This is a genomic window from Deinococcus radiophilus (genome assembly GCF_020889625.1).
In the GTDB taxonomy this organism is placed as follows: Bacteria; Deinococcota; Deinococci; order Deinococcales; family Deinococcaceae; genus Deinococcus; species Deinococcus radiophilus.
In genome coordinates this window covers 884,956-906,743 of sequence record NZ_CP086380.1, presented here as the reverse complement: position 1 = coordinate 906,743, position 21,788 = coordinate 884,956, and the positions used below count along the sequence as shown (strand labels likewise).

19 protein-coding genes are annotated in these 21,788 nt (G+C 62.5%); 8 read left to right on the top strand and 11 right to left on the bottom strand.

The window, feature by feature from the left end; translation table 11 throughout:
- The first annotated feature begins 66 nt into the window (after positions 1–66).
- Positions 67–1,719, top strand: a complete 1,653-nt coding sequence (tilS, locus tag LMT64_RS04685) for a tRNA lysidine(34) synthetase TilS (RefSeq protein WP_324295872.1) — start codon at positions 67–69, stop codon at positions 1,717–1,719.
- Positions 1,720–2,013: 294 nt separating this feature from the next.
- Here tilS and LMT64_RS04680 read toward each other — a convergent pair whose 3' ends face one another.
- The 3 genes from LMT64_RS04680 to LMT64_RS04670 form a co-directional block, all read right to left on the bottom strand.
- Positions 2,014–3,189 carry a serine protease gene (locus tag LMT64_RS04680; protein WP_126351723.1) on the bottom strand — a complete coding sequence of 392 codons (1,176 nt, stop codon included), beginning with the start codon at positions 3,187–3,189 and terminating at the stop codon, positions 2,014–2,016.
- A 714-nt stretch (positions 3,190–3,903) separates the two neighbouring features.
- Complete coding sequence (locus tag LMT64_RS04675; protein WP_229253395.1) at positions 3,904–6,579, bottom strand: valine--tRNA ligase; 2,676 nt, start codon at positions 6,577–6,579, stop codon at positions 3,904–3,906.
- A complete protein-coding gene (locus LMT64_RS04670; RefSeq protein ID WP_126351721.1) occupies positions 6,576–7,055 on the bottom strand; it encodes an NUDIX hydrolase in 480 nt (159 codons plus the stop codon). Before LMT64_RS04670 ends, LMT64_RS04675 begins: the two co-directional genes overlap by 4 nt.
- A 379-nt stretch (positions 7,056–7,434) precedes the next feature.
- Between LMT64_RS04670 and LMT64_RS04665 the strand changes: the two genes are divergently transcribed.
- Complete coding sequence (locus tag LMT64_RS04665; protein ID WP_126351720.1) at positions 7,435–7,959, top strand: DUF4388 domain-containing protein; 525 nt, start codon at positions 7,435–7,437, stop codon at positions 7,957–7,959.
- Between the two features lie 38 nt (positions 7,960–7,997).
- Here the strand turns inward: LMT64_RS04665 and LMT64_RS04660 are convergent, their stop codons facing one another.
- From LMT64_RS04660 to LMT64_RS04645, 4 genes are all read right to left on the bottom strand, one after another.
- The gene (locus LMT64_RS04660) at positions 7,998–8,303 is read right to left on the bottom strand and encodes a hypothetical protein (RefSeq protein ID WP_126351719.1); all 306 of its coding nucleotides are present in this window, start codon (positions 8,301–8,303) and stop codon (positions 7,998–8,000) included.
- Positions 8,300–9,142, bottom strand: a complete 843-nt coding sequence (locus LMT64_RS04655) for an MBL fold metallo-hydrolase (protein ID WP_170165944.1) — start codon at positions 9,140–9,142, stop codon at positions 8,300–8,302. The genes LMT64_RS04660 and LMT64_RS04655 overlap by 4 nt, the downstream gene beginning before the upstream one ends.
- 83 nt (positions 9,143–9,225) lie before the next feature.
- Positions 9,226–10,551 carry a dicarboxylate/amino acid:cation symporter gene (locus LMT64_RS04650; protein ID WP_126351718.1) on the bottom strand — a complete coding sequence of 442 codons (1,326 nt, stop codon included), beginning with the start codon at positions 10,549–10,551 and terminating at the stop codon, positions 9,226–9,228.
- Positions 10,552–10,837: 286 nt separating this feature from the next.
- The gene (locus LMT64_RS04645; protein ID WP_126351717.1) at positions 10,838–12,295 is read right to left on the bottom strand and encodes a S41 family peptidase; all 1,458 of its coding nucleotides are present in this window, start codon (positions 12,293–12,295) and stop codon (positions 10,838–10,840) included.
- Between the two features lie 138 nt (positions 12,296–12,433).
- Here LMT64_RS04645 and ftsE point away from each other — a divergent pair, with 138 nt between their 5' ends.
- From ftsE to LMT64_RS04630, 3 genes are read left to right on the top strand one after another with little or no spacing between them, the layout of a single operon-like run.
- On the top strand, positions 12,434–13,129 hold the full coding sequence (gene ftsE / locus LMT64_RS04640; RefSeq protein ID WP_126351762.1) for a cell division ATP-binding protein FtsE: 696 nt from the start codon (positions 12,434–12,436) through the stop codon (positions 13,127–13,129).
- Positions 13,126–14,004 (top strand): cell division protein FtsX, encoded by an 879-nt coding sequence (locus LMT64_RS04635; RefSeq protein ID WP_211334169.1) that lies wholly within the window; start codon positions 13,126–13,128, stop codon positions 14,002–14,004. The genes ftsE and LMT64_RS04635 overlap by 4 nt, the downstream gene beginning before the upstream one ends.
- The gene (locus LMT64_RS04630; RefSeq protein ID WP_126351716.1) at positions 14,001–15,521 is read left to right on the top strand and encodes a M23 family metallopeptidase; all 1,521 of its coding nucleotides are present in this window, start codon (positions 14,001–14,003) and stop codon (positions 15,519–15,521) included. The genes LMT64_RS04635 and LMT64_RS04630 overlap by 4 nt, the downstream gene beginning before the upstream one ends.
- A gap of 10 nt (positions 15,522–15,531) precedes the next feature.
- Here the strand turns inward: LMT64_RS04630 and LMT64_RS04625 are convergent, their stop codons facing one another.
- Complete coding sequence (locus tag LMT64_RS04625) at positions 15,532–16,530, bottom strand: polyprenyl synthetase family protein (RefSeq protein WP_126351715.1); 999 nt, start codon at positions 16,528–16,530, stop codon at positions 15,532–15,534.
- Positions 16,531–16,688: 158 nt separating this feature from the next.
- Positions 16,689–18,134 carry a glutamate--tRNA ligase gene (gltX, locus tag LMT64_RS04620; RefSeq protein ID WP_126351714.1) on the bottom strand — a complete coding sequence of 482 codons (1,446 nt, stop codon included), beginning with the start codon at positions 18,132–18,134 and terminating at the stop codon, positions 16,689–16,691.
- Positions 18,135–18,220: 86 nt separating this feature from the next.
- Here gltX and LMT64_RS04615 point away from each other — a divergent pair, with 86 nt between their 5' ends.
- On the top strand, positions 18,221–18,622 hold the full coding sequence (locus LMT64_RS04615) for a hypothetical protein (RefSeq protein ID WP_126351713.1): 402 nt from the start codon (positions 18,221–18,223) through the stop codon (positions 18,620–18,622).
- Between the two features lie 43 nt (positions 18,623–18,665).
- Positions 18,666–19,043 (top strand): YchJ family protein, encoded by a 378-nt coding sequence (locus tag LMT64_RS04610; RefSeq protein WP_229253394.1) that lies wholly within the window; start codon positions 18,666–18,668, stop codon positions 19,041–19,043.
- A 26-nt stretch (positions 19,044–19,069) separates the two neighbouring features.
- Here LMT64_RS04610 and LMT64_RS04605 read toward each other — a convergent pair whose 3' ends face one another.
- Positions 19,070–19,576: a DoxX family protein gene (locus tag LMT64_RS04605; protein WP_126351711.1), complete on the bottom strand. Its 507-nt coding sequence runs from the start codon at positions 19,574–19,576 to the stop codon at positions 19,070–19,072.
- Between the two features lie 27 nt (positions 19,577–19,603).
- On the bottom strand, positions 19,604–20,179 hold the full coding sequence (locus LMT64_RS04600; protein ID WP_126351761.1) for a DUF4258 domain-containing protein: 576 nt from the start codon (positions 20,177–20,179) through the stop codon (positions 19,604–19,606).
- 338 nt (positions 20,180–20,517) lie between these two features.
- Between LMT64_RS04600 and LMT64_RS04595 the strand changes: the two genes are divergently transcribed.
- Positions 20,518–21,732, top strand: coding sequence for a saccharopine dehydrogenase family protein (locus LMT64_RS04595; protein ID WP_126351710.1), 1,215 nt, complete (start codon positions 20,518–20,520; stop codon positions 21,730–21,732).
- The last annotated feature ends 56 nt before the right edge of the window (positions 21,733–21,788 follow it).

The following is a 21,788-nucleotide window of genomic DNA, read 5'->3' as shown; positions in this document are numbered from 1 at the left end:
GCATTTGTCAGCTGATTTGACCCAATGACTGGTAACTGCCTAGGGAATGACTGTCATAGGGGAAATTTGACAATTCTGATGGTGCAGGGCCGTCTGGTGGCGATCCATTACACTGGCACGGTGTCTGCTGCTCTCGTCCAAGCCCTGAACACCTACCGCGGCGTGCCAGCCGTGGTGGGAGTATCGGGTGGGGCCGACAGTGTGGCGCTCCTGCACGGCTTGCTGGAAGTCGGAGCGTTTCCGGTGGTGGCCCATTTCGACCACGCACTGCGGCCCGATTCGGCGGAGGATGCCAGCTGGGTGGCCGCTCTGGCCGGGGAGCTGGGCTTGCCCTTCGTTACGGCGCGCGTGGATGTGCGGGCAGTGGCTCGGCGCCGGGGTTGGAACATTGAAGATGCGGCGCGCCGACTCCGCTATGACTTTCTGACCAGGGCGGCCCGTGACCGGAAGATCAGCCATGTCCTGACCGCGCACACCCGCCGCGATCAGGCTGAAACAGTCCTCATGCGACTGCTGCGTGGTGAAGCCGTCCTGACGGGGATTGCCGAGCGCTGGGGCCAGGTGGAACGTCCTCTCTTGGCGGTGTCCAGAACTGAAGTAGAAGGCTATTTACAGGCGCTGGGCCAGACCTGGCGCGAAGACCCCACCAACCAGGATACGGACCTGACCCGCGTATGGGTGCGGCTGGTCCTGATGCCACTGTTGCTCGAAAGATTCGGCCTGGCCGAGCAGCACTTGGCGAAGCTGGCGTGTCGGGCCAATGAGGATGAAGCTGTGTTGCAAGGGCTGGCCGAATCTTTGCAGCCGCATACCCCCCTGGTCGGTCAGCCTAGGGCTGTCCTAAGACGCTGGCTGAGGATGACCCTCAAGGGAGCGGGACTGCGCTTTCACGCCGATCAGCTGGACCAACTGGCCAAGGCAATTTCACAAGGACAGACGACTCATCTGGATCTGCCAGGGGCACAGCCTGTCAGCGTGACTGGCAGCCAGCTGATCTTGCCCGGCCAGGTGGGGCCACCGGTTGCGCCGAACTTCGATTCTCCACCAGCCTGGGTTTTGCGAACAGCCAGTGCAGGCGACTGGATCAGGCAGCCGGGTGGACGCCGCAAGCTGAGTGACGTGTTGGCTGAGCGGCGCGTCCCTAGGCAGTGGCGCAGTCAGGTTCCAGTCTTGGCTGATCCAGGGCAGCCACAACAGGTCCAGTGGATTGGGCTGGACCCGCCCATCTGGGCGCTGGGGGCACGGCAACACACCAGTTGGTCTGACCCCCTTTGGGAGGGGATGTCCGCCGCGCTGGTGTGTGCCCATTCAGCCGCCGCGGCCCAGGAGGCCCCGGTCGGTGCTGTGGTGCTGGATAGTTCAGGTCAGCTCATCGGTGAGGGACGCAACCGCAGCCGTGAGCTGGGGGACATGACGCGTCACGCTGAGCTTGAGGCCCTCCGGGCAGCGGCGCAGCAACTCGGCCAACCCTATCTGACGGACTGCACCCTGGTTGTCACCTTGGAGCCTTGCCCGATGTGTCTGGGCGCAGCTCTAGAGGCGCGGGTGGGCCGCATCGTGTACGGCGCAGCCAATCCCAAGGCTGGAGCATTGGGCGGGGTCAGCGATCTCTTGAGGACTCACTGGGGACATCAGCCTGAGGTGCGTGCAGGCTACCGTGCAGGTGAATGTGCTGCACTTTTACGTCGGACTTTCACAGAATTCCGCCGTAAGAGATGACCTCTGACAGAAGACGGATGATCCTGGCTGTGGCTGGTACGATTTCGCTTTGAGGCTAAAATTCGGTCGCCTGTGCCAACGGAGCAACTTCTCCCTTGTGAAAGCTATCCGGAAAATGGGCGCGGAGCCCGGCAGCGTCTATGTCTACTCGCTCTCCTGCGGAGCTGTGCCAGCCTCCTCACATCAAATCGTGGAGGCGAGTCTGTTTCTATGGGTCTGTAACCAAGGAAACAGCGGCGGAGGATTCTCTCGCCGCTGTTTGCGAACAAAACTTAAGGGGTGTGACTCTACCGCTTAGCGGTTCTCACCGAGGACGAAGCTACCGCTGCCGGAGTAGGCGTTGACGATCCAGCGGTAGTAGCCGCTTGTGGCGTTGTAGGAGACACGCTCCGGGTTGGCAACGCCGTCGGCCTGGGCGACGTAAGCCCAGTTGCTGCCGTTCCACTTCTGGAGGTACAGATCAAAGTCAGCGCTAGCTGGGAACTTCAGCTCGCCAGTGATGGTGCCGCCAGCATACTGGTAGTATTGGGTGACTTGGTTCTGACCGCTGGACAGGGTGCCTTCGTAGGCGTAGTCATAGGTGGGCGGGGTAGTAGGCGACTGGGGCTGCACGCCGGTCTGCTGGGTGATCCAGGGCTGGTACTCGCCGACGCGGGCAAAGACCATCGGGCCGTTCAGGCAGTACTGAGGGGTGCCCCAGCTCACGGCACCGAACACATAGAAGCGTCCGCTGTGCTGGCTGGCGAAGGGGCCACCGGAGTCGCCGTGGCAGCCGGTCTGACGCTGCGAGTTCACCTGAGCACAGAGCATGCCGCTGGTGATGTTTTGCTTCAGAGCGGTCTGGCACACACTGTTGGCTGCCACGGGCAGCACGGCTTCACGGAGGACGGTTGAAGCGGAGCTGCTGTCGCCGCTGCGGGTCATGCCCCAGCCGCTGATGATATGGCTGGTGCCGGGCGCGGCGGCGGTAGCGGCAAACTGCAGGGTGGGTAGCGCGGCCGCGCTGACGGTGCTGGTGAACTGCATCGGGCTGCTGAGGCGGATGACGGCCACGTCATAGCCATACTCCACACTGCGGTAGCTGGGGTGCGACACGATGCGGCTGGCGGTGCTGGCCTGACCACCACTGGTGGCAGACAGGCTGCCAGCGCGGACGACCAGTGACGAGGGCGAAGTGCCCTGCACACAGTGTGCAGCAGTCAGAACCCACTCGTTGCTGAGAAGTGTGCCGCCACAGAACTGACGTCCGTTCTGGGTCAGGGCCACCTGGTAGGGGCGCGCGCCCAGAACGCTGGGAGTACCGTTGATGACTTGAGCGTCCAGCTTGGTGTCAGGAGCAGCTTGCTGGTCAGCGCTCATCTGAGGAGCGGGGCGAGCGGTATCGGCACCAGACGCTGCGTCTGGAGTGGCCACCGTTCCGCAGGAAGCCAGTAGCAGAGCAGGGATCAACATCCAGGTCATTTTTTTCATGTTCTTACCTCCAAGGCGAGCGATGCTCTATCCTTCCCCAACCCTCATGTCTCCCATGAGGGCATATTTATGAACTGATCATCGCCGACTGCTGAATGCTAGCGCAAAGAGTAGCCAAAACAATGAAAGTCTTCGGGTTGAGAACTCACACTCCTCACCAATGTAAGAATCTTGTTGGTAAACGACTGCATGTTCATGCAATTGGGGTGCAAGTCCGAAGGTGGGTTTACCTGGGCAAGCTACCAATGACCTCAGATAAGAAGCTGTGACATGGCGTCCATCTTTAAGGCTCTCGAAGGCCTGTGCTGAGATGCATGTGAGAAACCCCGGTCCGGGCCAAATCGGTATCAGGTTCGGGAGGGCACCTGAAATATGAGAAAGAAAAAGGGCTGTCCGAAGATAAAAGACAATTTGATATTTTGCCTGCTTATATGTAATATAAACATCTACAAAAAATGACATAAAAGTAACTTAGATCTCATATTCCTGGCGAGTGTTAAGATTTCCCCGCTACATAACATCGCTCGGTAGAAATTTTATGGCCCTTTATGCCGAATGCTTGAAGGCTCTCCCACCTGTAGGCTGAGTTGAGGGAAGAAGCAGGCTTGCCGTTAAGGGCGCGTACATTTGGCCGCTGTTGGATCAATGTGCTGGGCGGAGAATCAAAAGTAAAACCCGCCACCCTAGGGGCAGCGGGCCTCAGACCATCAATGATCAACTGAACTGTGCCAGTACCCCTTCCAGACGCTCTTTTTGCGCCCCGAAGTCGGTCACACGGCGCTTTTCTTCTTCCACCACTTCGGCAGGGGCGCGGGCCACGAAGCCGGCGTTGTTCAGCTTGCCCTCAGCCTGCTTGATCTGCTTTTCGAACTCGGCCAGGCGCTTGCGCTGCTTGCCCAACCACTCGTCCACATCTACGGTGCCTTCCAGCGGGGCCAGCATTGTTACCCCCTGCTCCACCAGGCTGAGGGTGCGGCCTTCCAGCGCAGGCACCAGGTCCACACGGGCAATCTGGCCCACCACGCGGGCATTGTCCTGGATCACGCTGCTCAAGTCGCCTTCGGCAGCCACACTCAGGCGGTCCTGCGGCGACAGCCCCAGCTCGTTCTTGAGGCTGCGGGCCGCACTCACGGCAGCGCGCAGGGCGTCAAAGGCGCGGGTGGCTTCGGCGTCGTGCAGCGCTGGGTCTGGCTTGGGCCATGCCGTCAGCGCAATCTGGCCCCCGTAACCCAGCGCCTCATACAGCTCGGAGGTGATAAACGGCATGAAAGGATGCAGCAGCCCCAGAATCTGTGCCAGCACGGCTTTCAGCACCCGGCCCGTCTGCACGTCGCCTGCGTCCAGCGCGGGCTTGCTGGCCTCGATGTACCAATCGCAGAACTCGTCCCAGGCGAAGGAGTACAGCGTACGGATCGCCGCGCCGATGTCGAACTCGTCCAGTTGCGCGGCGGCTTCGGCGCTCACCGCGTTCAGGCGGCTGATGATCCAGCGGTCCGCCAGGCCCAGGTCACGGCTTCCCTTGAGGTCACGCAGGGCCTGGGCAGGGTCTTCTTGCGGCAGCTCCACGCCTTCGAGGCGCATCAGCGCAAAGCGTGTGGCATTCCACAGCTTGTTGGCGAAGTTGCGCCCCTGCTCGAAGCGGCGGTCGTCGTGCCGAATGTCCTGTCCGCCGGTAGACAGGAACGCGAAGGCGAAGCGGCAAGCGTCCACCCCATACTGGTCAAACAGGTCCAACGGATCAATGCCGTTGCCCTTGCTCTTGGACATTTTCTGGCCTTTTTCGTCCAGGTATAGTCCGTGCAGCATGATGTGGCGGAACGGCGCCTGCCCAGTGTGCTCGTAGCCGGCCATCTGCATGCGCGCCACCCAGAAAAACAGGATGTCGTAGCCCGTGACCAGCACCGAGGTCGGGTAGAACTTGCGGTAATCGGCACTGTCGGTGTCCGGCCAGCCCAGCGTGGAAAAAGGCCACAGGTTGCTGGAAAACCAGGTATCGAACACATCTGGGTCACGGCGCAGATTCAGATGAGCGTAGCGGGGGTCCTGATCACAGTCCAGGTCAGGGTTCTCCTTGTCGGGCACATAGATGTTGCCCGCGTCGTCGTACCATGCCGGAATCTGATGGCCCCACCACAGCTGCCGTGAGATGTTCCAGTCGCGGATGTTCTCCAGCCAGTCACGGTTGATCTTTTCATGGCGGGCAGGGGTCAGGCTCATGTCACCGTCGTCCAGGCTCTTTATGACCCGCTCGGCCAGCGGCTTCACGTTCACGAACCACTGCTCGGAGATGATCGGCTCGACCGGAACTTTGGTCCGTTCGCTGAGGCCGATGGCGACCTTATGGTCTTTTTCTTCCAGCAGATCGCCGGATTCACGCAGGGCCTTGACCACCGCCTTGCGCCCCTCGAAGCGCTCCTGGCCCCGGAACTCCTCGGGGACCAGCTCGGAGGCCAGATGGCCGCTGGTGTCAATCACGCTGGGTCGGCCCAGGCCGTGACGTTCGCCCACCTCAAAGTCGGTGGGATCGTGTGCCGGGGTGATTTTCAGTGCGCCTACACCGAACTCCATTTCCACCGCTTCGTCGGCAATGATGGGAATCCAGCGGTCGGTCAGCGGGATGCGGGCCTCAGCGCCATGCAGCTGCCCAAAGCGCTCGTCCTCGGGATGCACCGCAATCGCCTGATCCGCAAAGATGGTTTCAGGGCGCACGGTGGCAATCCGGATTTCGCCGGCTTCACCGTTGCTGGCCTGGGCATTGGCGTCACGCAGTTCATAGCGCAGGGTATACATCTTGCCCTGACGCTCCTCGCGGTCGATTTCCAGCTCAGATAAGGTGGTCTGGCTGACGGGGTCCCAGTTGACCATCCGCTCACCCCGGTAGGCCAGGCCGTCGTGGTACAGGTCCACGAACTGCTTACGGACGGCGCGGGACAGCCCCTCATCCATCGTGAAGCGTTCGCGGGTCCAGTCCGCGCTGGCGCCCAGGCGGGTCAGCTGGTGCAGAATCTGACCGCCGCTTTCCTCTTTCCACTCCCAGACCTTGTCCAAGAACTGTTCACGTCCCAGGGTGTGACGGTCGGTGCCCTGCTCTTTCAGCCGGCGCTCCACGACCACCTGCGTGCTGATCCCGGCGTGGTCGGTGCCGGGTAGGTACAGCGCCTCGAAACCCTGTAGGCGTTTGTAGCGCACCAGGGTGTCAATCAGCGTGTTGTCCAGCGCGTGGCCCAGGTGCAGGCTGCCGGTGACATTGGGCGGAGGGATGACTACCGTAAAAGGCGGTTTATCACTGTGGGCGTCGGCGCGAAAGGGCTCGTTGCGCCAGCGCTCGGCCCAGCGCGGCTCAACGGTACTGGGGTCGAACTGGGCGGGCAAGGTGGTTGGGTTGGTCATAGGTTCTCCTGATGGGATGTCATATGTCGAATAAGAAAAGGCATGGCGGCGTCCATCTCCCAGTCCAGGCCCGGCGCGGTCACGTCGGCCCAGCGAAAGGCGAACAGGTGGCCGTCGGCGTGGTGCTGCCAGTTGTCCGGCGTATCTGTCGGGGCGGCAAAGGCGTAAGCATGACAGACCTGGCGGGTGAAGCGGTGCGGCAATTGGGCTTCCCAGAGGTAGCAGCACAGCAAGTGTGGCTCGCTCAGCCGCAACCCTGATTCCTCCCACAGCTCGCGTAGGGCGGCGTCGGCGGGAGGCTCACCCGGTTCCACGCCGCCTGCTGGGAGCTGCACGCCTGCGCCATCATCCGGGATATGGTCAAAGACCAGCAGGTCTGCACCGCCACGTACCACCAGACAAACTGCTTTTTCACGCAGACTGCGTGCAGCGGCGTCGGCTCGGGCCTGGGCCTGATTGGGGTAGGGGGTGATCATCGCCGCACCGACGCTTTATTTGGATATGACATACGCCCGTCCTTTCCGGCCCCTGCTAGGCCATCTGCGGACGAGAGCTGAACAGATCCCGCGGTACCACCGCTGTTCCCCCAGGCGGGGGCACTCATCATGCGCGGTATCGGGCGCGAACCGGGCGGGTCTAGTGTGGCGTGAGGCCAGTTCTTCCGCCTGCTCAGGGGTGACTTTCGGCTGCGCTGACCCACCGCTCCGGTTTTCAGCCTGGGACCGGAACTCTCTCGTGGGGGCCGTGTGTGCGCCTACTCTCCCCATCACTGCTTGGGCGTGAGTATAGCGCCAGATCTGGCCAGAAGAAGCCCTGTCTGGAAAGCGTCATAGGGAAGCCGTTAGACTGTCAGGCATGATTGCGGGCAATTTCGGTGTGTTTCCCTTCCTGTCGGTGCTGCAAATGCTGATGTCGTCGGGACGCACCGGCCTGCTGGAAGTCCGTGCCGAACTGGGAACTGGACAGCTGTGGCTGCACGCTGGCACCATCGTCCATGCCCAGGTCGGTCAGCTGGAGGGCCAGAGTGCCATGCAGCTGCTGACCACCATTGAAGACGGCACCTTCGAATTCCACAGCGATCAGGCTGCCCCGGAGCAATCACTGTCACTGTCGGGTGATCTGGCACTGCGGCAACTGTTCCAGGATACCGAAGCCTGGAAGCCCCTGCTGGCCGAGTACAGCGACTGGAACCGGGTCTTCCGCTTTGGTGGCGCCTGGACAGACCGCCGCTTGGTCACCCGGCAGCAGTTTCAGGTGCTGCGCGGCGTAGAGCGCGGCCTGACCATCGGGGAGATGATGGATCAAAGCGGGCAGTCCCCCCGGCTGGTCTTGGGGTCCTTGCAGCAATTCCAGCGCGCCGGGCTGATTCAACCCAGTTGACTCAGCCCGTTTGATTCGCAGCGGGTCTGACTCAGGGGTCAGCGCTGCAGCTCGCGTTCCAGCCAGGCCCGCTGACCGCCTTCGGTTTCCAGGATGGGGGTAGCCTGACCCAAGAAACGCTCAGCGGCAGCTTGCGCTTGCTCGGCACTCAGGCCATAGCTCTGAGGGTCTCTCAGCGCGTCACGCAGTACCTCCAGCACGGGTGTATCGGTCACGGTCCGGTCAGGGAACTGCACCGGGACTGTCCAGCGCACCAGCCAGTCCAGCGCGTACAGTGCCGGGTCCAGCGTGCAGGAGCGCGGTGTATCCAGCGGCGGGATGCTGGGCCACGCCACTGGGTTCATTGCACCGCTTCCAGCGTGAAACCGCGCTTGGCTTCGGCCAGCTGAGCAAAGGCCACCTGCGGGTCATGTGGCGGGCAGATGATCGCGCCTTCTTCGAACCATTGCGGCAGGTACTTTTTACGCATTTCCAGGCAGGTCACCGGGTACAGGTCGTAGCCCATGACGTAAGGGTAGGGGACATGGGCCGTGGTGGCGATCAGGTCAGCGGTATACACCAGCGTCTCGCCGCCGGACCGCAACACCACACCCTGCTGTCCCAGATTGTGCCCCGGCAGTGGCAGGACGCTCACGCCCGGCACGATCTCGGCTTCACCGTCTATCTCATCGAACAGACCGGCGTCGGCAATCGGTTCAATGTACGCGGCGATATAGCTGGCTCGGCTGCGTTCATGAGCGTGGCGGGCGTCATGCAACTCCTGTTTCTGAACCACGTAGCGGGCATTCGGAAAGGTGGGGTCGCCAGTCAGGGTCACGTTGCGCCCGGCATGGTCAAAGTGCAGGTGCGTGTTGATCACGATATGAATGTCGTCCGGGCTAAGGCCCACGTCGCTTAAACCCCGGAACACCGTTTCGTCGCGGTCCAGGGCGTACATCGCCTCGAACTTCTCGCCGCCCTGGTCCCAGAAGCCGGTTTCCACCAGGATATTTTTCTCGCCGATCTGAATCAGGAGCGGATTGATGCGGAGCGAGATGCGGTTCAATTCATCGGCAGGGTTCAACTCGTTCCACAGCACCTTGGGAATGGTGCCGAACATCGCGCCGCCGTCCAAGCGGAACTGGGCGTCGGTCAGGGTGGTGACGGTGGCGTCGCCCACCTGCTTTTGGTGTGTCCATGACATAGGGGCAGTGTAGGTCACACCGCCGCCTGTGGGCAAAAAAAACTGGCCCCAAGGAGTGCAGGGCCAGGTCTGAGCTACGTCGCTCAGCTCGGGATTTCGGTGCGCGGCGGGCCGTGTTCCTTGCCCAGCTCGTCGGCGTCCAGTTCGACCTGGGCCGCCGGGTCGTTGTACATGGCCACGTCCAGCACGCCTTCGCGCTTGGCCATGATGGTGCTTACGGCAGCGTCCCCGGTGATGTTCACAGCAGTCCGGGTCATGTCCAGTAGGCGGTCAATCCCGATAATCATGGCGATGCCTTCGACTGGCAGGCCCACCTGGGTCAGGACGGTGGCCAGCATGACCAGGCCCACGCCAGGTACGCCCGCCGTACCGATAGAGGCCAGCACCGCCATCACCACGACGGTTCCCAGCTGCGCCAGGGTTAGGTCGACCCCCATGGTCTGCGCGATGAAAATCACCGCCACGCCCTGCATAATCGCGGTGCCGTCCATGTTGATGGTAGCCCCCAGCGGAATGGTAAAGCTGGAAACCTGGTTGGGGATGCCCAGCGCCTCACGGGCAGTCCGCAGGTTGACCGGAATGGTCGCGTTGGAGCTGGACGTAGAGAAAGCGAACAGCATGGCCGGGCGCATCTTCTGCAGGAAGGTGAGTGGATTCAGGCCAGTAAACAGCTTGAGAATCAGTGGGTAGGTGATGAACAGGTGAATCATCAACACGCCGAAGACAGTCATGAAATAGGCCGCCAGGCTGCCCAGACTCTCCAGGCCCAGTCGGGCGATCACCGAAGCCATCAGTGCGAACACCCCAAGAGGAGCGAACAACATCACGATATTCACCAGCTGCATGATGACGTGGTTCCAGTCCTCGAAGGCGGCCTTGATGCGCTCGCCACTTTTTCCCGCCAGCATCATCGCTAGTCCCAGCAAAATGGCAAAGACGATGATCTGCAGCATGTTGCCGTCCGCCAGTGCCCCGATTGGGTTTTTGGGGATGATGTTGATCAGCACGTCTTTGACTGGAGGCGGGACCGGCGCTTCGTAGTTCTCGGCGGGGCTGAATGTGAGCCCCCGGCCTGGGTCAATAATGTTGGCCGCAATCAGAGCGGTCACGATGGCCAGCGCGGTGGTGGCCAGATAAAAGATCATGGTGCCCAGGCCCAGGCGGCCCAGCTTGGCGGGGTCTGAGAGGGCGGTGGTGCCGACCACCAGGGACACCAGCACCAGTGGAACCACCAGAAGTTGCAGCGCAGATAGGAACAGGCTACCGATGGTGCCGAACACTTGCTCGTTGATGGTGTTCAGAATCGGCAGGCCAGGGGCCAGCACATTGAAGATCAGGCCCACGATCAGACCGGCGATCAGCGCGATCAGGATCTGGGCACTCAGGGATAGGTTTCTCCAGGCAGTCATGGCGGGGCGCCTCCTTCGGGCGGGATGGATCTGACACCGCAGCGCCACCGCCGGAACTGGAGACGGCCTGCTTTCGACTCGGTCAGAAAAAGTAGATTTACTATGCGGGAGCAGTCCAGTCCTGTCAATTGAAAAGCCGGGGTGTGAACTTCATATGGATGCTGCCAATTGGAAATAGTTTGAGGCTTTAGGGCTATCTGAGGGCCTATCTTGGCGGCCTGCTATTTACAAATAAAAATACCCCGGGGCCCGTGTGGGTCTGGGGGTATGTCACCGGGAAGAGGGATCAGGGCTTCACGGGGGTCTGAGGCTGCGGCTCGGCGTCCTGAGTGTCTTCAGCGGCGGCGTCCTCGCCGTCCTCCGTAGCTCTGGCCTCATCCTGCGCGGCAATTTCTTCGGGGGTCATCTGCAAGTCTTTGCTGACTGCACCTGTGGCGAAATACTCCAGAGCGGCGCGCAGCTGCTGGTCGCTTTCCAGATCCACCGTGGCTTCGCCGGGGACCGAGCTGCGCTCACGGCGGGGCAATTCGCCGACATACTCAAATTGCCCTTCCGAGTTGGCCTGCACCTTGACCTCTTCGCCGTTTACGGTCAGGATCATTTCCGTGCCGGGCTGGGCACCAGAGCCGATGAAGTTCAGCGGAGTAAAGCGGCGGCTGTCTTTGACCAGCACGTCAGGGGTGATGCCCTCTTTGTTGATGCGGCGTCCTCCGGGCGAGACCCACTCACTGCTCACGATGTTCACGCGGCCCCCGTCAGGGGTGGTGATCGGGGTCTGAGCCACGCCTTTGCCGAAGGTCTTTTCACCGATGATCTGGGCGCGGCCTACGTCCTGCAGGGCGCCGCTGACCACTTCGGAGGCGCTGGCACTGTTGCGGTTGACCAGCACCACCAGCTCACCCTCGTAGTCGGTGCCCCGGTCGGTGGCGGCCCCATACAATTGCGTGCGTCCACTGCGGTTTCGCAGCGACACGATCGGGCCCTCGTTCATGAATTGGTCGGCCACATCCACACCTGCTTGCAGCAACCCGCCACCGTTGTCGCGCATATCCACGATCAGCTTGTTTACCCCTGCTGCCTGCATTTTCCGGACAGCTTCGCGGAACTGTGCCGAAGCTTTTTCGTTGTAGAAGCTGGTCAGCGCGATGTAGCCCACGTTGCCGTCCAAGATGGCCGTTTCTACGCTGACGTTGGATACGGGCTTGCGGGTCATGGTCACGGTGTAAGGCTTGCCACCGCGTGCAAACATCACCTGCACCGGCTTGCCTTCTTCGCCGCGTACCAGCCGCACGACGTCGGTGGTGGTGGAGTCACGCACGTCCTTGCCGTCAATCTCCAAAAAGACGTCGCCCATCTGCACGCCAGCCTCAAAAGCTGCGCCGCCCTGGTACACGGTGCCGACGCGTACGCCGCGCCCGCTACGGTCACCTTCCAGCAGCACACCAATCCCGTAGAAGGTTCCTGAGAGGTTCTGCCGGTCAATCGCGTTGTCGGACGGTTCCTCGTAGTAGGTAAAGTCGTCTTTGAGGGCCCCCAGTGCTCCGTGAATGGCGCCACGCATCACAGCTTCACGGTCCACGTCATACAGATAGTTGGCGTTCAACTGATCCAGCACCACCATGAAGCTGCGGCCCGCTTCGGTGTTCAGCAGGTCGGTGGCCTTATAGCCCGACATCTGTGCGTAGCCCACAGCGGCTGTTCCCGCGAGTGCCCCGGAGAGCAGCAGCACTTGTTTCCTGGTCATGTGCAGCAGTGTACGCTGGGCGCGTTAGTGGGCGGTAAGTCCCCGCTTACCATGCGCCTGGGCTGGGTCTGGCCGGGCGGGTGAATCGGGTATTCTGGGGGCGTGTCTGGCCCTGAACCTACCGCCGCGACGGCCCCGATGATTCAGTTCGATCAGGTGTCTTTGCAGTACCCGGCAACCCGCACGCTGGCACTGAGCAGTGTCAGCACCCAGGTCGCCAGGGGAGAGTTCGTGTATCTCATCGGACACTCCGGCGCTGGCAAAAGCAGCTTCATGAGCCTGCTGCTCAAGCGGGCACTGCCTACCTCCGGCGAGGTACGGATCAGTGGCGAGCCGCTGCCGCGCTACCGGGGAGCACGGGTATCTCTGCTGCGGCGGCGCATGGGAACCATCTTTCAGGAAAATATGTTGCTGCCACACCTAAGCGCCTACGACAACGTGGCCTTCGCCTTACGTGTCACCGAAGCGCCTCAGAAGTCGGTGCTGGGCGGCTGGCATGAGCGGGTCACGGCGGCGCTGCGGCTGGTGGGACTAGATCACAAGCGTGGAGCACTGCCCTCACAGCTCTCGCAGGGTGAGCAGCAGCGCGTGGCGATTGCCCGGGCCGTGGTGGGCCGACCAGCGCTGCTGCTGGCCGATGAACCCACCGGCAACCTGGACCCTGAGAACAGCCGCGAGGTGATGCGGGTGCTGGAGAAGGTGAATGAGCGTGGCACGACAGTCCTGGTCGCGACCCACGCGCGTGATTTGGTCGAATCCCAGCGCCACCGTACCCTGACGCTGCGCCGGGGTGAGTTGGTACGGGACGACCCCACCGGGGGGTATCAACTATGAAGCTGGATGTCTGGCGGAGCCACCTGCACGCGGCCTGGCTGTCCATGCGGGCGAATGTCACGGCCACCCTGTCCACCCTGACGACCATTACGCTGACCCTGCTGATTCTGGGAGCCGTCTTGCTGGTCAATACCAATCTGAACCGGACCTTGTCCGGTCTGGAGCGGCAGGCCGAAGTCGCGGCCTTCCTGACCCCTGACGCCGATGGAGCAGCGCTGCTGGGGCATGTGCAGTCCATGACGGGCGTCAGCAGCGCCGAGCTGATTCCCAAAGATCAGGTGCTGGCCGAGATGACCCGTGACTATCCCTACACCCAGCAGGCAGCGGCGCTGGCAGGCAATCCATTCCCTGACACCCTGCGGATGCGCGTAGCCGATGTAGAGCAGACCCGTGTGGTCGCGGCGGCGGCGGGCATGTTGCAGGGCGTGGAATCGGTGGAGTACGGAGCCGGCTACGTGGATCAGGCCGCCCGCACCCTGGCCACCCTGCGGACGGTGGGCACCCTGCTGGTGGGACTGCTGCTGGGTGGCACGCTGCTGAGCATCCTGAATGCCGTGCAGATCAGCATGTACGCCCGCCGCTCCGAGATCAACGTGATGCGGATGCTGGGGGCCACCCGCTCCTTTATCCAGTGGCCCTATCTGATTGAAGGGGTGTTGCTGGGACTGGGCGGCGCAGCCCTGGCGGGGCTGGTGCTGCTGCCAGTGGCCGCGGAGTTGACGCGCCGCGCCGCCGAACTGGTTCCTGCACTGCCGCTGGCGCAAGGCTGGGGCCACCTGTTGACCCTCTGGCTGGGGCTGGCCGCGCTAGGCGCCATCGTCGGGTTGCTGGGCGGCTGGCTGGCGTCAGGCCGCTATTTGCAGGAGCTGGAATGACCCCGCGCCCCTCTGGTGTGTGGCTGGCTCTGGGCCTGCTGGCGCTGGGAACCTGGACGGCGGCGCAGACGACCCAGCAACCTGGTGACCCTTTGCAGCAACAGCTGGAGCAGCAGCAGGCTGTTGGGGAGCGACAACGCGAACTGCTGGCTGAGATCCGCTCGGCCATTGAGGGTCTGACCGAACAGGAAGAAGCCACTCTGGCGCAGTTGGATGGCCTGAACGCCGAAATAGATCGTCTGCGGGGTGCCACCGAGCTGCTGGAGCTGCGCCAGCAACGCACTGCAGCCCGTCTGAACACCACCCAGCGTGACATCGTGGCCCTGCAGGCACGGGTAGGCCAGCTGCGCGGCAGTGTCTCCGCCGGCCTGAACTCGCTGTACCGCGAGCGCAGCGCTGAATATCTGGCCCTGCTGTCGCAGTCACAGTCGCTGCCGGATCTCCTGCTGCGACTACGCTGGGCCAACTACGCCGGGGACCGTCAGGTGACACTGATTCAGGAGTTACAACTGGAAGAGGCCCGGCTCGGCGCTCAGCTGGCCCAGCAGCGCGAGGACCAGGCTCAGCTGAAGGCCTACCAGGTCGAGCGGGAAACGGCGTTGGGGCAGTTGGCTGCCCGGCAGGCCGAAGCTCAGACCCTGCTGGCAAAGCTACGCCAGAGTGCTGAAGGGCAACGCCTCCTGGCCTTGCAGGGTCAGGCCGAGTTACAGCAGACCGGACAGAATATTGAAGTGTTGCTGGACACAGCCGTGCAGCAGCAAGCCGCTCTGGAACAACAGCGCCAGCGTGACCTGGCCCAGCAGCGTCAGCGTGAGGAAGAAGCCGCGGCGCGTCTCCGTGCGGCGGAGGCGGCCAGTCAGGCGGCGGCACGGGCGGCTGCCTCGGCTTCAGCCGCTCCCCGGCCGACGCCGCCGGCCAGTACGGCCACCACAGCAGCCCAGCCTACTCCTGCCGCTCCGCCGTCGACACCTGCTCCTGCGCTAGCTCCGCCGCCTGCCACTTCCCGTCCTTCTGCCGCTCCTTCAGTATCCTCAGCGCCAGCTGCCCAGCCGCTGCCCGCGCCGCCCAGCGCTGAGCAGTTGGCCGAACTGCGTGCTCAGGTGGAAGTGGGCGAGCAACTCACTGCAGCGCAACTGGCTCCGGTTCAGGCCCGCTTGGATGATTTGCAGCTGCCGCTGCCCGGTGCGCAGGTGGCCGAGCGCTTCAGTACCGAAACCCCCTGGACCGTATTGAAGGCTGCTGGTCATGCTCAAGCTGCCGCTGCCGAGGAAGGTGTAGTTCTGGCCGTCACGTCCTACAACTCACTGGGCTGGGTGGTGCTGCTGGACCACGGGGAAGGGATGGTGACTGCCTATCTGGGCCTGGATCAGCCGGAGGTGTCGGTAGGGGACCGTTTGGCTCAGGGCGATCCACTCGGCGCGGTGGGCGGCAGCCCGGTTTTTGGTCCCGGTGCCATGGCTTTTCAGGTCAGCCGAGTGGACGGCGAACAGCGCACGCCCATTCCGCCGCCATTCTGAGCCTGCTCGCTCAGGCGTCGCGTCGAATGAGGGTGTCCATCAGGCCCAGCAGTTCGCCTGCCGCAGCTTGATCCGGTGCAGTGTTCAGCGCCCCGCGCAGCAGCGTCAGCCCGCGCTCAGCCTCCTGCGTCGCCACCTCATGTGCGTAGGTCAGCGAATCGCTCTCCCGCAGCCAGTCCAGCAGCTCCGCAATGACGGCCAAGTCCTTTTCGGTGCGCGCAAGGCGCATCTGCTCCAGAAAAGTCTGGCGGCGCGTCTCGCTGGCCGCGCCCAGCCAGTGCAGCGCCACCAGCGTCCGTTTGCCTTCCAGTAGGTCGCCGCCGATTTCCTTGCCGTATTTGGCCGGGTCACCGGTCAGGTTCAGGACGTCGTCGCGAATCTGAAAAGCCGCGCCCAGGCTCAGGCCAGCCGCTCCGAAGTCAGGATGCGGGGTCTGATCGGCGGCCAGCGCTCCTAAGCGCAACGGGGTCACGATGGTGTAATACCCGGTCTTCAGCCGCACCATCTCCAGGTAGTCCTGTGGCTGCAAGTCCCACTCACCGTGTTCAACCCAGCTTACGTCCAGGTGCTGCCCCTCGGCGGTGCGGTGAATCATATTCAGGAATTCGTCCATCCCGGCGTCCAGTCCGGCGCGGTGAACGGCGGCCCACATGTAGGCGTGCAGGGCGTCGCCAGCGTTCAGCGCCAGCGAGACCCCATGTAGTTTATGCAGCGCTGGTTTCCCGCGCCGTTCATCCGAGTCGTCCACGATGTCGTCGTGAATCAGCACCCAGTTCTGAAACAGTTCCAGCGCGGCGGCCAGCCATAGCGCCCGCTCCCAACCGGGGCCACCTTCCTGAAGTCCGTGCGCCCGCGCCGAGAGCAGCAGCAGCTCTGAGCGCAGCCCCTTGCCGCCGCGCTCCGGGTAATCGCGCAGCATCTGATAAAAGTGCCGTAGCTCTGGCCGTGAGGCCGACTCCTCCGGCGAAGGCAGCAGCGACAGGGCCATCTCTTGCAGTTGGGGACGCATTGGGGCTTAGTTTAGCGGTTGGCCGGAGGAGTGGAGGGAGGGTTGCCACTGCAGTGGACCGACAGCAGGGAGCCAAAAAACCCCTCTTCTGGGGAGGGGCTTTGGGGTGAGGTCTGGGGAAGCGGTCTACACGCTTTCGGGTCCCAGACCAACTTCCTTCAACCGACTGCCTGACTCACCCGCGCCAGCACCCGTTCACGCCCCAGCACTTCCAGCAGCTCGCCCAGGTCAGGGCTCTGCATGGTTCCGGCTACGGCAGCGCGGACCGGGGGCATTACCTTGCCCAGTTTCAGTTCTTGGGCTTCGGCGTACTCGTGCAGGGCGACTTTGACGCTCTCCGCGTTCCATTCCTGCACCCTTTCCAGCGCAGTCAGCAGACCTGGCAGCAACTCCGCGCCTTGCTCCAGTGCTTTGGCAGCCTTGTCGTCCACTGCGTAGTCCTCATTCCAGAAATACCCGGTCATCGGTCCGAAGTCGCCCAACGTTTCGAGGCGGGGGATCATCAGGCGCACCACGGCGGCAAAGTAAGCGTCATCATGCGTAGGCAGGCCGTCTCCGAACTCGTTCAGATGGGTTTTCACGCGCTCTACGACTTTAGCTTCACTCAGCACTTCGCGCAGGTACTTGCCGTTCAGCCATTTCAGCTTGGTCTGGTCAAAGGTGCTTCCGCCCAGGCTGACGCGGTCCCAGCTGAATTCGCGGACCATATCGTCCACGCTGAAGACTTCTTCGCCGTTCGGCATGGTCCAGCCCATCATGCCCAGATAGTTCAGCAGCGCTTCGGGCACGATACCCATGCGGCGGAAATCCTCCACGCTGGGATCGCCCCGGCGCTTGGAGTATTTCTTGCCGCCTGCCGAGAGCAGCCAAGGCGTATGAATCCATTCCGGCTGTTCCCAGCCCAGCCCCGACAGAATCAGCTGGTGAATCGGAGTCGAAGTCAGCCATTCCTCAGCGCGGATCACGTGGGTCACGCCCATCAGATGATCGTCCACCATCGCGGCAAGGTGGTAGGTCGGAAAACCGTCGCGCTTGAGCAATACTTTGTCGTCCAGCTGCGCATTATCGAACACCACGTCCCCGCGCAGGCGGTCCTTGACCACCGTCTGGCCGTCCAGTGGAGCCTTGAGCCGAATCACGAACTCCTCACCGGCGGCAGCGCGGCAGTCCGACTCCTCGCGGGTCAGTTCACGGTCCCGGCGGTCATAGCCCAGGTAAGAATCTTTGCGAGCTTCGGCGGCTTGGCGGCGTTCCTCCAACTCCTCAGGGGTATCGAAAGCGCGGTACGCCGCCCCGGAGTCCAGCAGTTGCTGTGCGTACCGGCGGTGCAGCTCGGCCCGCTGGGACTGGGTGTAGGGTCCTTTGTCGTCCTCGCGGCGCGGGCTGGCATCGGGCTGGATGCCCAGCCAGTCCAGCATGTCCAAGATGCGCGTCTCGCTCTGGGCGTTGTAGCGGCTACGGTCGGTGTCTTCGATTCGCACGATGAATTTGCCGCCATGCTGACGGGCAAACACCGAGTTGAACAGCGCCTGGTAGGCGGTTCCCACGTGTGGGTCGCCGGTGGGACTGGGGGCGATACGGGTAATGGCGGCTTGGTCGGTCATTGTGCGTCAGCATAGCGCCAGGGGCCGCTACATAGAGGTACGAACAAAATCCGGGTGTGCAGGGCTGAGCAGTTGCGGGGACCCCCGTGCACCCCCGTGCATTCGGGCAGGGCAAGGACATCAATGTCAACGGGCAATATGTGGGCCGCGTGATCGGGCCAGACCGGAGCACGGCGCTGCTGGATGTCAGCGTGGTAGGGAAGGATCTGGCCGTCACCGCGACGGTCAAAAGCCGTGCCAACGGCGGAACTTATGTGGTGAAGGGTTCACGCAGTGTGTACCGCAGCACACCCGTGCAATTGAATTTGGTCAGTGAGTTTGGCGAGGGTAGCTGCGGCGGCTTTGCCCATAAATACACGGCGCAGGTGACCTTCGTGGAGTACGAACGCGGCAGCGCTCCGGGCACGGTGAACCGCTCCACCTGCCAGAGCGGCGAGTGGCAGCCGGACCAACAGAACCGTGGACAGCTGGAGTTGACCCGCAAATAAGGGTCTGAGAGTCGTCATTCTGTCTGCCCTCTAGACTCTATCCATGTTGCACTACCCACCCCTCAAACCCTGCCCCTGTGGCTCGGGCCGCAGTTTCTCCGCCTGCTGTGGTCCCAATCTGAGTGGAGAGAGGACCGCCGAGACCCCCGAGGCCCTGATGCGTTCCCGCTACACCGCCTTCGTACTGCGGGATGCGCCTTATCTGCTGGCAACCTGGCATCCAGGGACCCGTCCCGCGACTTTGGACCTGGAAGGCACGCGCTGGTTGGGCCTCACGGTTCACCGTGCCTCCGATGACCGGGTCGAGTTCAGCGCCCGGTTTGAGGAGAACGGTCAGAAAACGCAGCTGCGCGAAAACAGCCGCTTTGTCCATGCAGAAGGTGCTTGGCTTTATCTGGATGGAGAACAGTGGGAAGGTTGATCGTCTTTCCCTCCGGTTCCCAGCGCTTACTTGCGCCGCTTCTTGACGGGCTTCGTTTCCGCCACGGCGTCCAGCGGATGATCTTCTCGCCGGGGTGGCAAGCGCTGAGTATCCACGCTGAAGTGCCCAGCTCCAGCGATGGCCAGCGTAAGGGTCGCTGCAACCAGCAGCAACCAGCTCTGCACGGTGGGATTGAGGACTTGCGTGATCAATTCCGCTGCCGAGGTGGCCCCCAGCCAAGCCTCGCCCTGTGTAAAGACCAGCACACTCAGCACCGCCAGCGTGGCCATCACCGCCACCGGGCGGGTCGCCATGCCGAGGATGAGCAGCGGCCCACCGACCAGTTCCAGCAAGGAGAGCAGCGGCGCAAACAGCAGTGGATAGGGGAGGCCCAGGCTGCGCCACTCGGCCACTGTGCCCTCAATGCCCAGCACCAGCAGATGTTGATAGCCACGCAGCGTCAGCAGCGTCCCCAGCAGCAGCCGCAGGAGCAGCAGCGCCGTATCGGTCCGGTGGGGGCGTGCACGGGTCATGCCCCCGATCCTAGAGTGATCACCGTTTCATTTCCAGCGCCCTTTACCCCGGTGGCCCACTCGGTTGCCCGCCACAGCGGTCCGGGCGCGAATCTGTTCCTCGTCGTAGCGCAGCATCACAGCCAGGCGCTGACGCGACATGATGTGATGCGGGTTCTTGGGCACGAAGGCGGTGATGATGTCTAACCAACCATCCGAGAAATGCTGCACGACCACATGCAGTGGCAGCTGCACACCCGCACTCTCGAAGTAGCCGCAGACCAGCCAGCGCCGCTCTGCGGGGTATATGGCCCGGACCCGTCCGCGCATCAGCACCTCGATGATGTCGCGTTCCAGAAATCCTTCGGCGCGGGCATGGGCGATGGCATGTGACTTGACCTCAAAGTGCGAGTGAAATACCGCGTCACGTAGCCGGGCGTGGGCCTGGCTCAGCGAGTGGGCGCTCTGGTCAATGCCTTCCAGCTCGGCCTCACGCTGAGGCTTGACCGCCTTAGGCCGCTGGGTCTGCGCCTTGGACCGCTGCTGTTCCTGCTTTTCCCGCCGCTCGCGCTTTTCGGCGCGGGCCAGCTGAGCACGTAGGGCCTGCAACTCACCGATGGGCATGGAGTTGGTTGTCACAGCTCACCTCCCGGAAAAATTGCCTGACGACGGGCCACCTAATAAAAAAAATCCCGCCAGCACCGCATTCGTGCTTGGAAGGATATGTAGAGGGGCGCACCCAGTTCAGGGCATGTCAGTAGTGTAGCAAGGGTGCGCCAGGGGGAGAAGCAGTGGGGCACATTCTGTTGACGGTTGATGGGTGTGGCGCTCATTTGTCTAAAGTTCGTGGTCTGGAAAGTTGTGTGTGCTATCCAGCCGGTATGACCGCGAGGGCCGATCATAGCGTCGGCCCAGCGGCAAGCCCGACTCCCAGTACGCCCGATCACGTTACACTTCTAGCCATGAGCAAAGTGATCATCATCGGAGCTGGCGGTGTCGCCAACGTCACTGCCAAAAAGTGCGCCCAGAACGACGGCGTATTCAGCGAAGTCCTGATCGCCACCCGCACGGTGAGCAAGGCCGACCGAATCGTCGAGGAAATCGGGGAGCATTTCCCGAACAGCAAAACCAAATTCAGCACCGCCACCGTGGACGCCGACAACGTACCCGAACTGGTGAAACTCATCGAAGGCTTTGGCCCCGAAATGGTCATCAACCTGGCCTTGCCCTACCAAGACCTGACCATCATGGACGCCTGCTTGGAAACCGGCGTGCACTACCTGGACACCGCCAACTACGAACCCAAGGACGTGGCGAAGTTCGAATACTCCTGGCAGTGGGCCTACCAGGAGCGCTTCAAGGAAAAGGGTCTGATGGCACTGCTGGGCTGCGGCTTCGACCCCGGCGCGACCCAGGCGATGGCCGCCTACCACGCCAAGCACCACTTTGACGAAATGCACTACCTCGACATCGTGGACTGCAACAACGGGGATCACGGCAAGGCCTTCGCCACCAACTTCAACCCCGAAATCAACATCCGTGAGATCACGGCCAACGGCCGCTACTTTGAAGACGGCGAGTGGGTCGAAACCGCGCCGCTGGAAATCAGCCAGGACATCTATTACCCCAAAGTGGCGACCCGCAAGAGCTACGTGCTGTACCACGAAGAACTCGAATCGCTGGTTAAGAACTTCCCGACCATCAAGCGCGCCCGCTTCTGGATGACCTTCGGTGACCCCTATATCAAGCACCTGAACGTTCTGGAAGGCATCGGCATGACCTCCATCGAGCCGATTGACTTTAAGGGCCAGAGAATCGCGCCCATCGAGTTCCTGAAAGCCGTGCTGCCCGCCCCTGAAAGCCTGGCCGCCAACTACACCGGCCAGACCTGCATCGGCGTGCAGGTGAAGGGGAAAGGCAAAGACGGCGAGGACAAGGTCCACTTCATCTACAACGTGACTGACCACGCCGAGACCTACAAGGAAGTTCAGGCCCAGGGCATCAGCTACACCACTGGTGTGCCCGCCATGATCGGCGCGATGCTGATGCTGCGGGGCGAGTGGATGCAGCCGGGCGTCTGGAACGTGGAGCAGCTGGACCCCGATCCCTTCTTCGCGGCCATGAACCGGTGGGGCCTGCCGCTGGAAGAGCTGAGCGGTATCGAACTGGTGAAATAAGTGGTCGAACAGCTGACAAGCCGAGGCACACGCCCCGGCTTGTTTGTTTTGTACAG

Bases quoted from the DNA above. Each gene is read 5' to 3' on its own strand.
- ftsE (WP_126351762.1), top strand. From the start codon at position 12,434: ATGATTCAGTTCGATCAGGTGTCTTTGCAGTACCCGGCAACCCGCACG.
- LMT64_RS04660 (WP_126351719.1), bottom strand. From the start codon at position 8,303: ATGAACCCAGTGGCGTGGCCCAGCATCCCGCCGCTGGATACACCGCGC.
- LMT64_RS04670 (WP_126351721.1), bottom strand. From the start codon at position 7,055: ATGATCACCCCCTACCCCAATCAGGCCCAGGCCCGAGCCGACGCCGCT.
- LMT64_RS04635 (WP_211334169.1), top strand. From the start codon at position 13,126: ATGAAGCTGGATGTCTGGCGGAGCCACCTGCACGCGGCCTGGCTGTCC.
- LMT64_RS04595 (WP_126351710.1), top strand. From the start codon at position 20,518: ATGAGCAAAGTGATCATCATCGGAGCTGGCGGTGTCGCCAACGTCACT.
- LMT64_RS04605 (WP_126351711.1), bottom strand. From the start codon at position 19,576: ATGACCCGTGCACGCCCCCACCGGACCGATACGGCGCTGCTGCTCCTG.
- LMT64_RS04665 (WP_126351720.1), top strand. From the start codon at position 7,435: ATGATTGCGGGCAATTTCGGTGTGTTTCCCTTCCTGTCGGTGCTGCAA.
- LMT64_RS04680 (WP_126351723.1), bottom strand. From the start codon at position 3,189: ATGAAAAAAATGACCTGGATGTTGATCCCTGCTCTGCTACTGGCTTCC.
- LMT64_RS04610 (WP_229253394.1), top strand. From the start codon at position 18,666: ATGTTGCACTACCCACCCCTCAAACCCTGCCCCTGTGGCTCGGGCCGC.
- LMT64_RS04630 (WP_126351716.1), top strand. From the start codon at position 14,001: ATGACCCCGCGCCCCTCTGGTGTGTGGCTGGCTCTGGGCCTGCTGGCG.
- LMT64_RS04655 (WP_170165944.1), bottom strand. From the start codon at position 9,142: ATGTCATGGACACACCAAAAGCAGGTGGGCGACGCCACCGTCACCACC.
- LMT64_RS04650 (WP_126351718.1), bottom strand. From the start codon at position 10,551: ATGACTGCCTGGAGAAACCTATCCCTGAGTGCCCAGATCCTGATCGCG.
- LMT64_RS04645 (WP_126351717.1), bottom strand. From the start codon at position 12,295: ATGACCAGGAAACAAGTGCTGCTGCTCTCCGGGGCACTCGCGGGAACA.
- LMT64_RS04675 (WP_229253395.1), bottom strand. From the start codon at position 6,579: ATGACCAACCCAACCACCTTGCCCGCCCAGTTCGACCCCAGTACCGTT.
- LMT64_RS04625 (WP_126351715.1), bottom strand. From the start codon at position 16,530: ATGCGTCCCCAACTGCAAGAGATGGCCCTGTCGCTGCTGCCTTCGCCG.
- LMT64_RS04600 (WP_126351761.1), bottom strand. From the start codon at position 20,179: ATGCCCATCGGTGAGTTGCAGGCCCTACGTGCTCAGCTGGCCCGCGCC.
- gltX (WP_126351714.1), bottom strand. From the start codon at position 18,134: ATGACCGACCAAGCCGCCATTACCCGTATCGCCCCCAGTCCCACCGGC.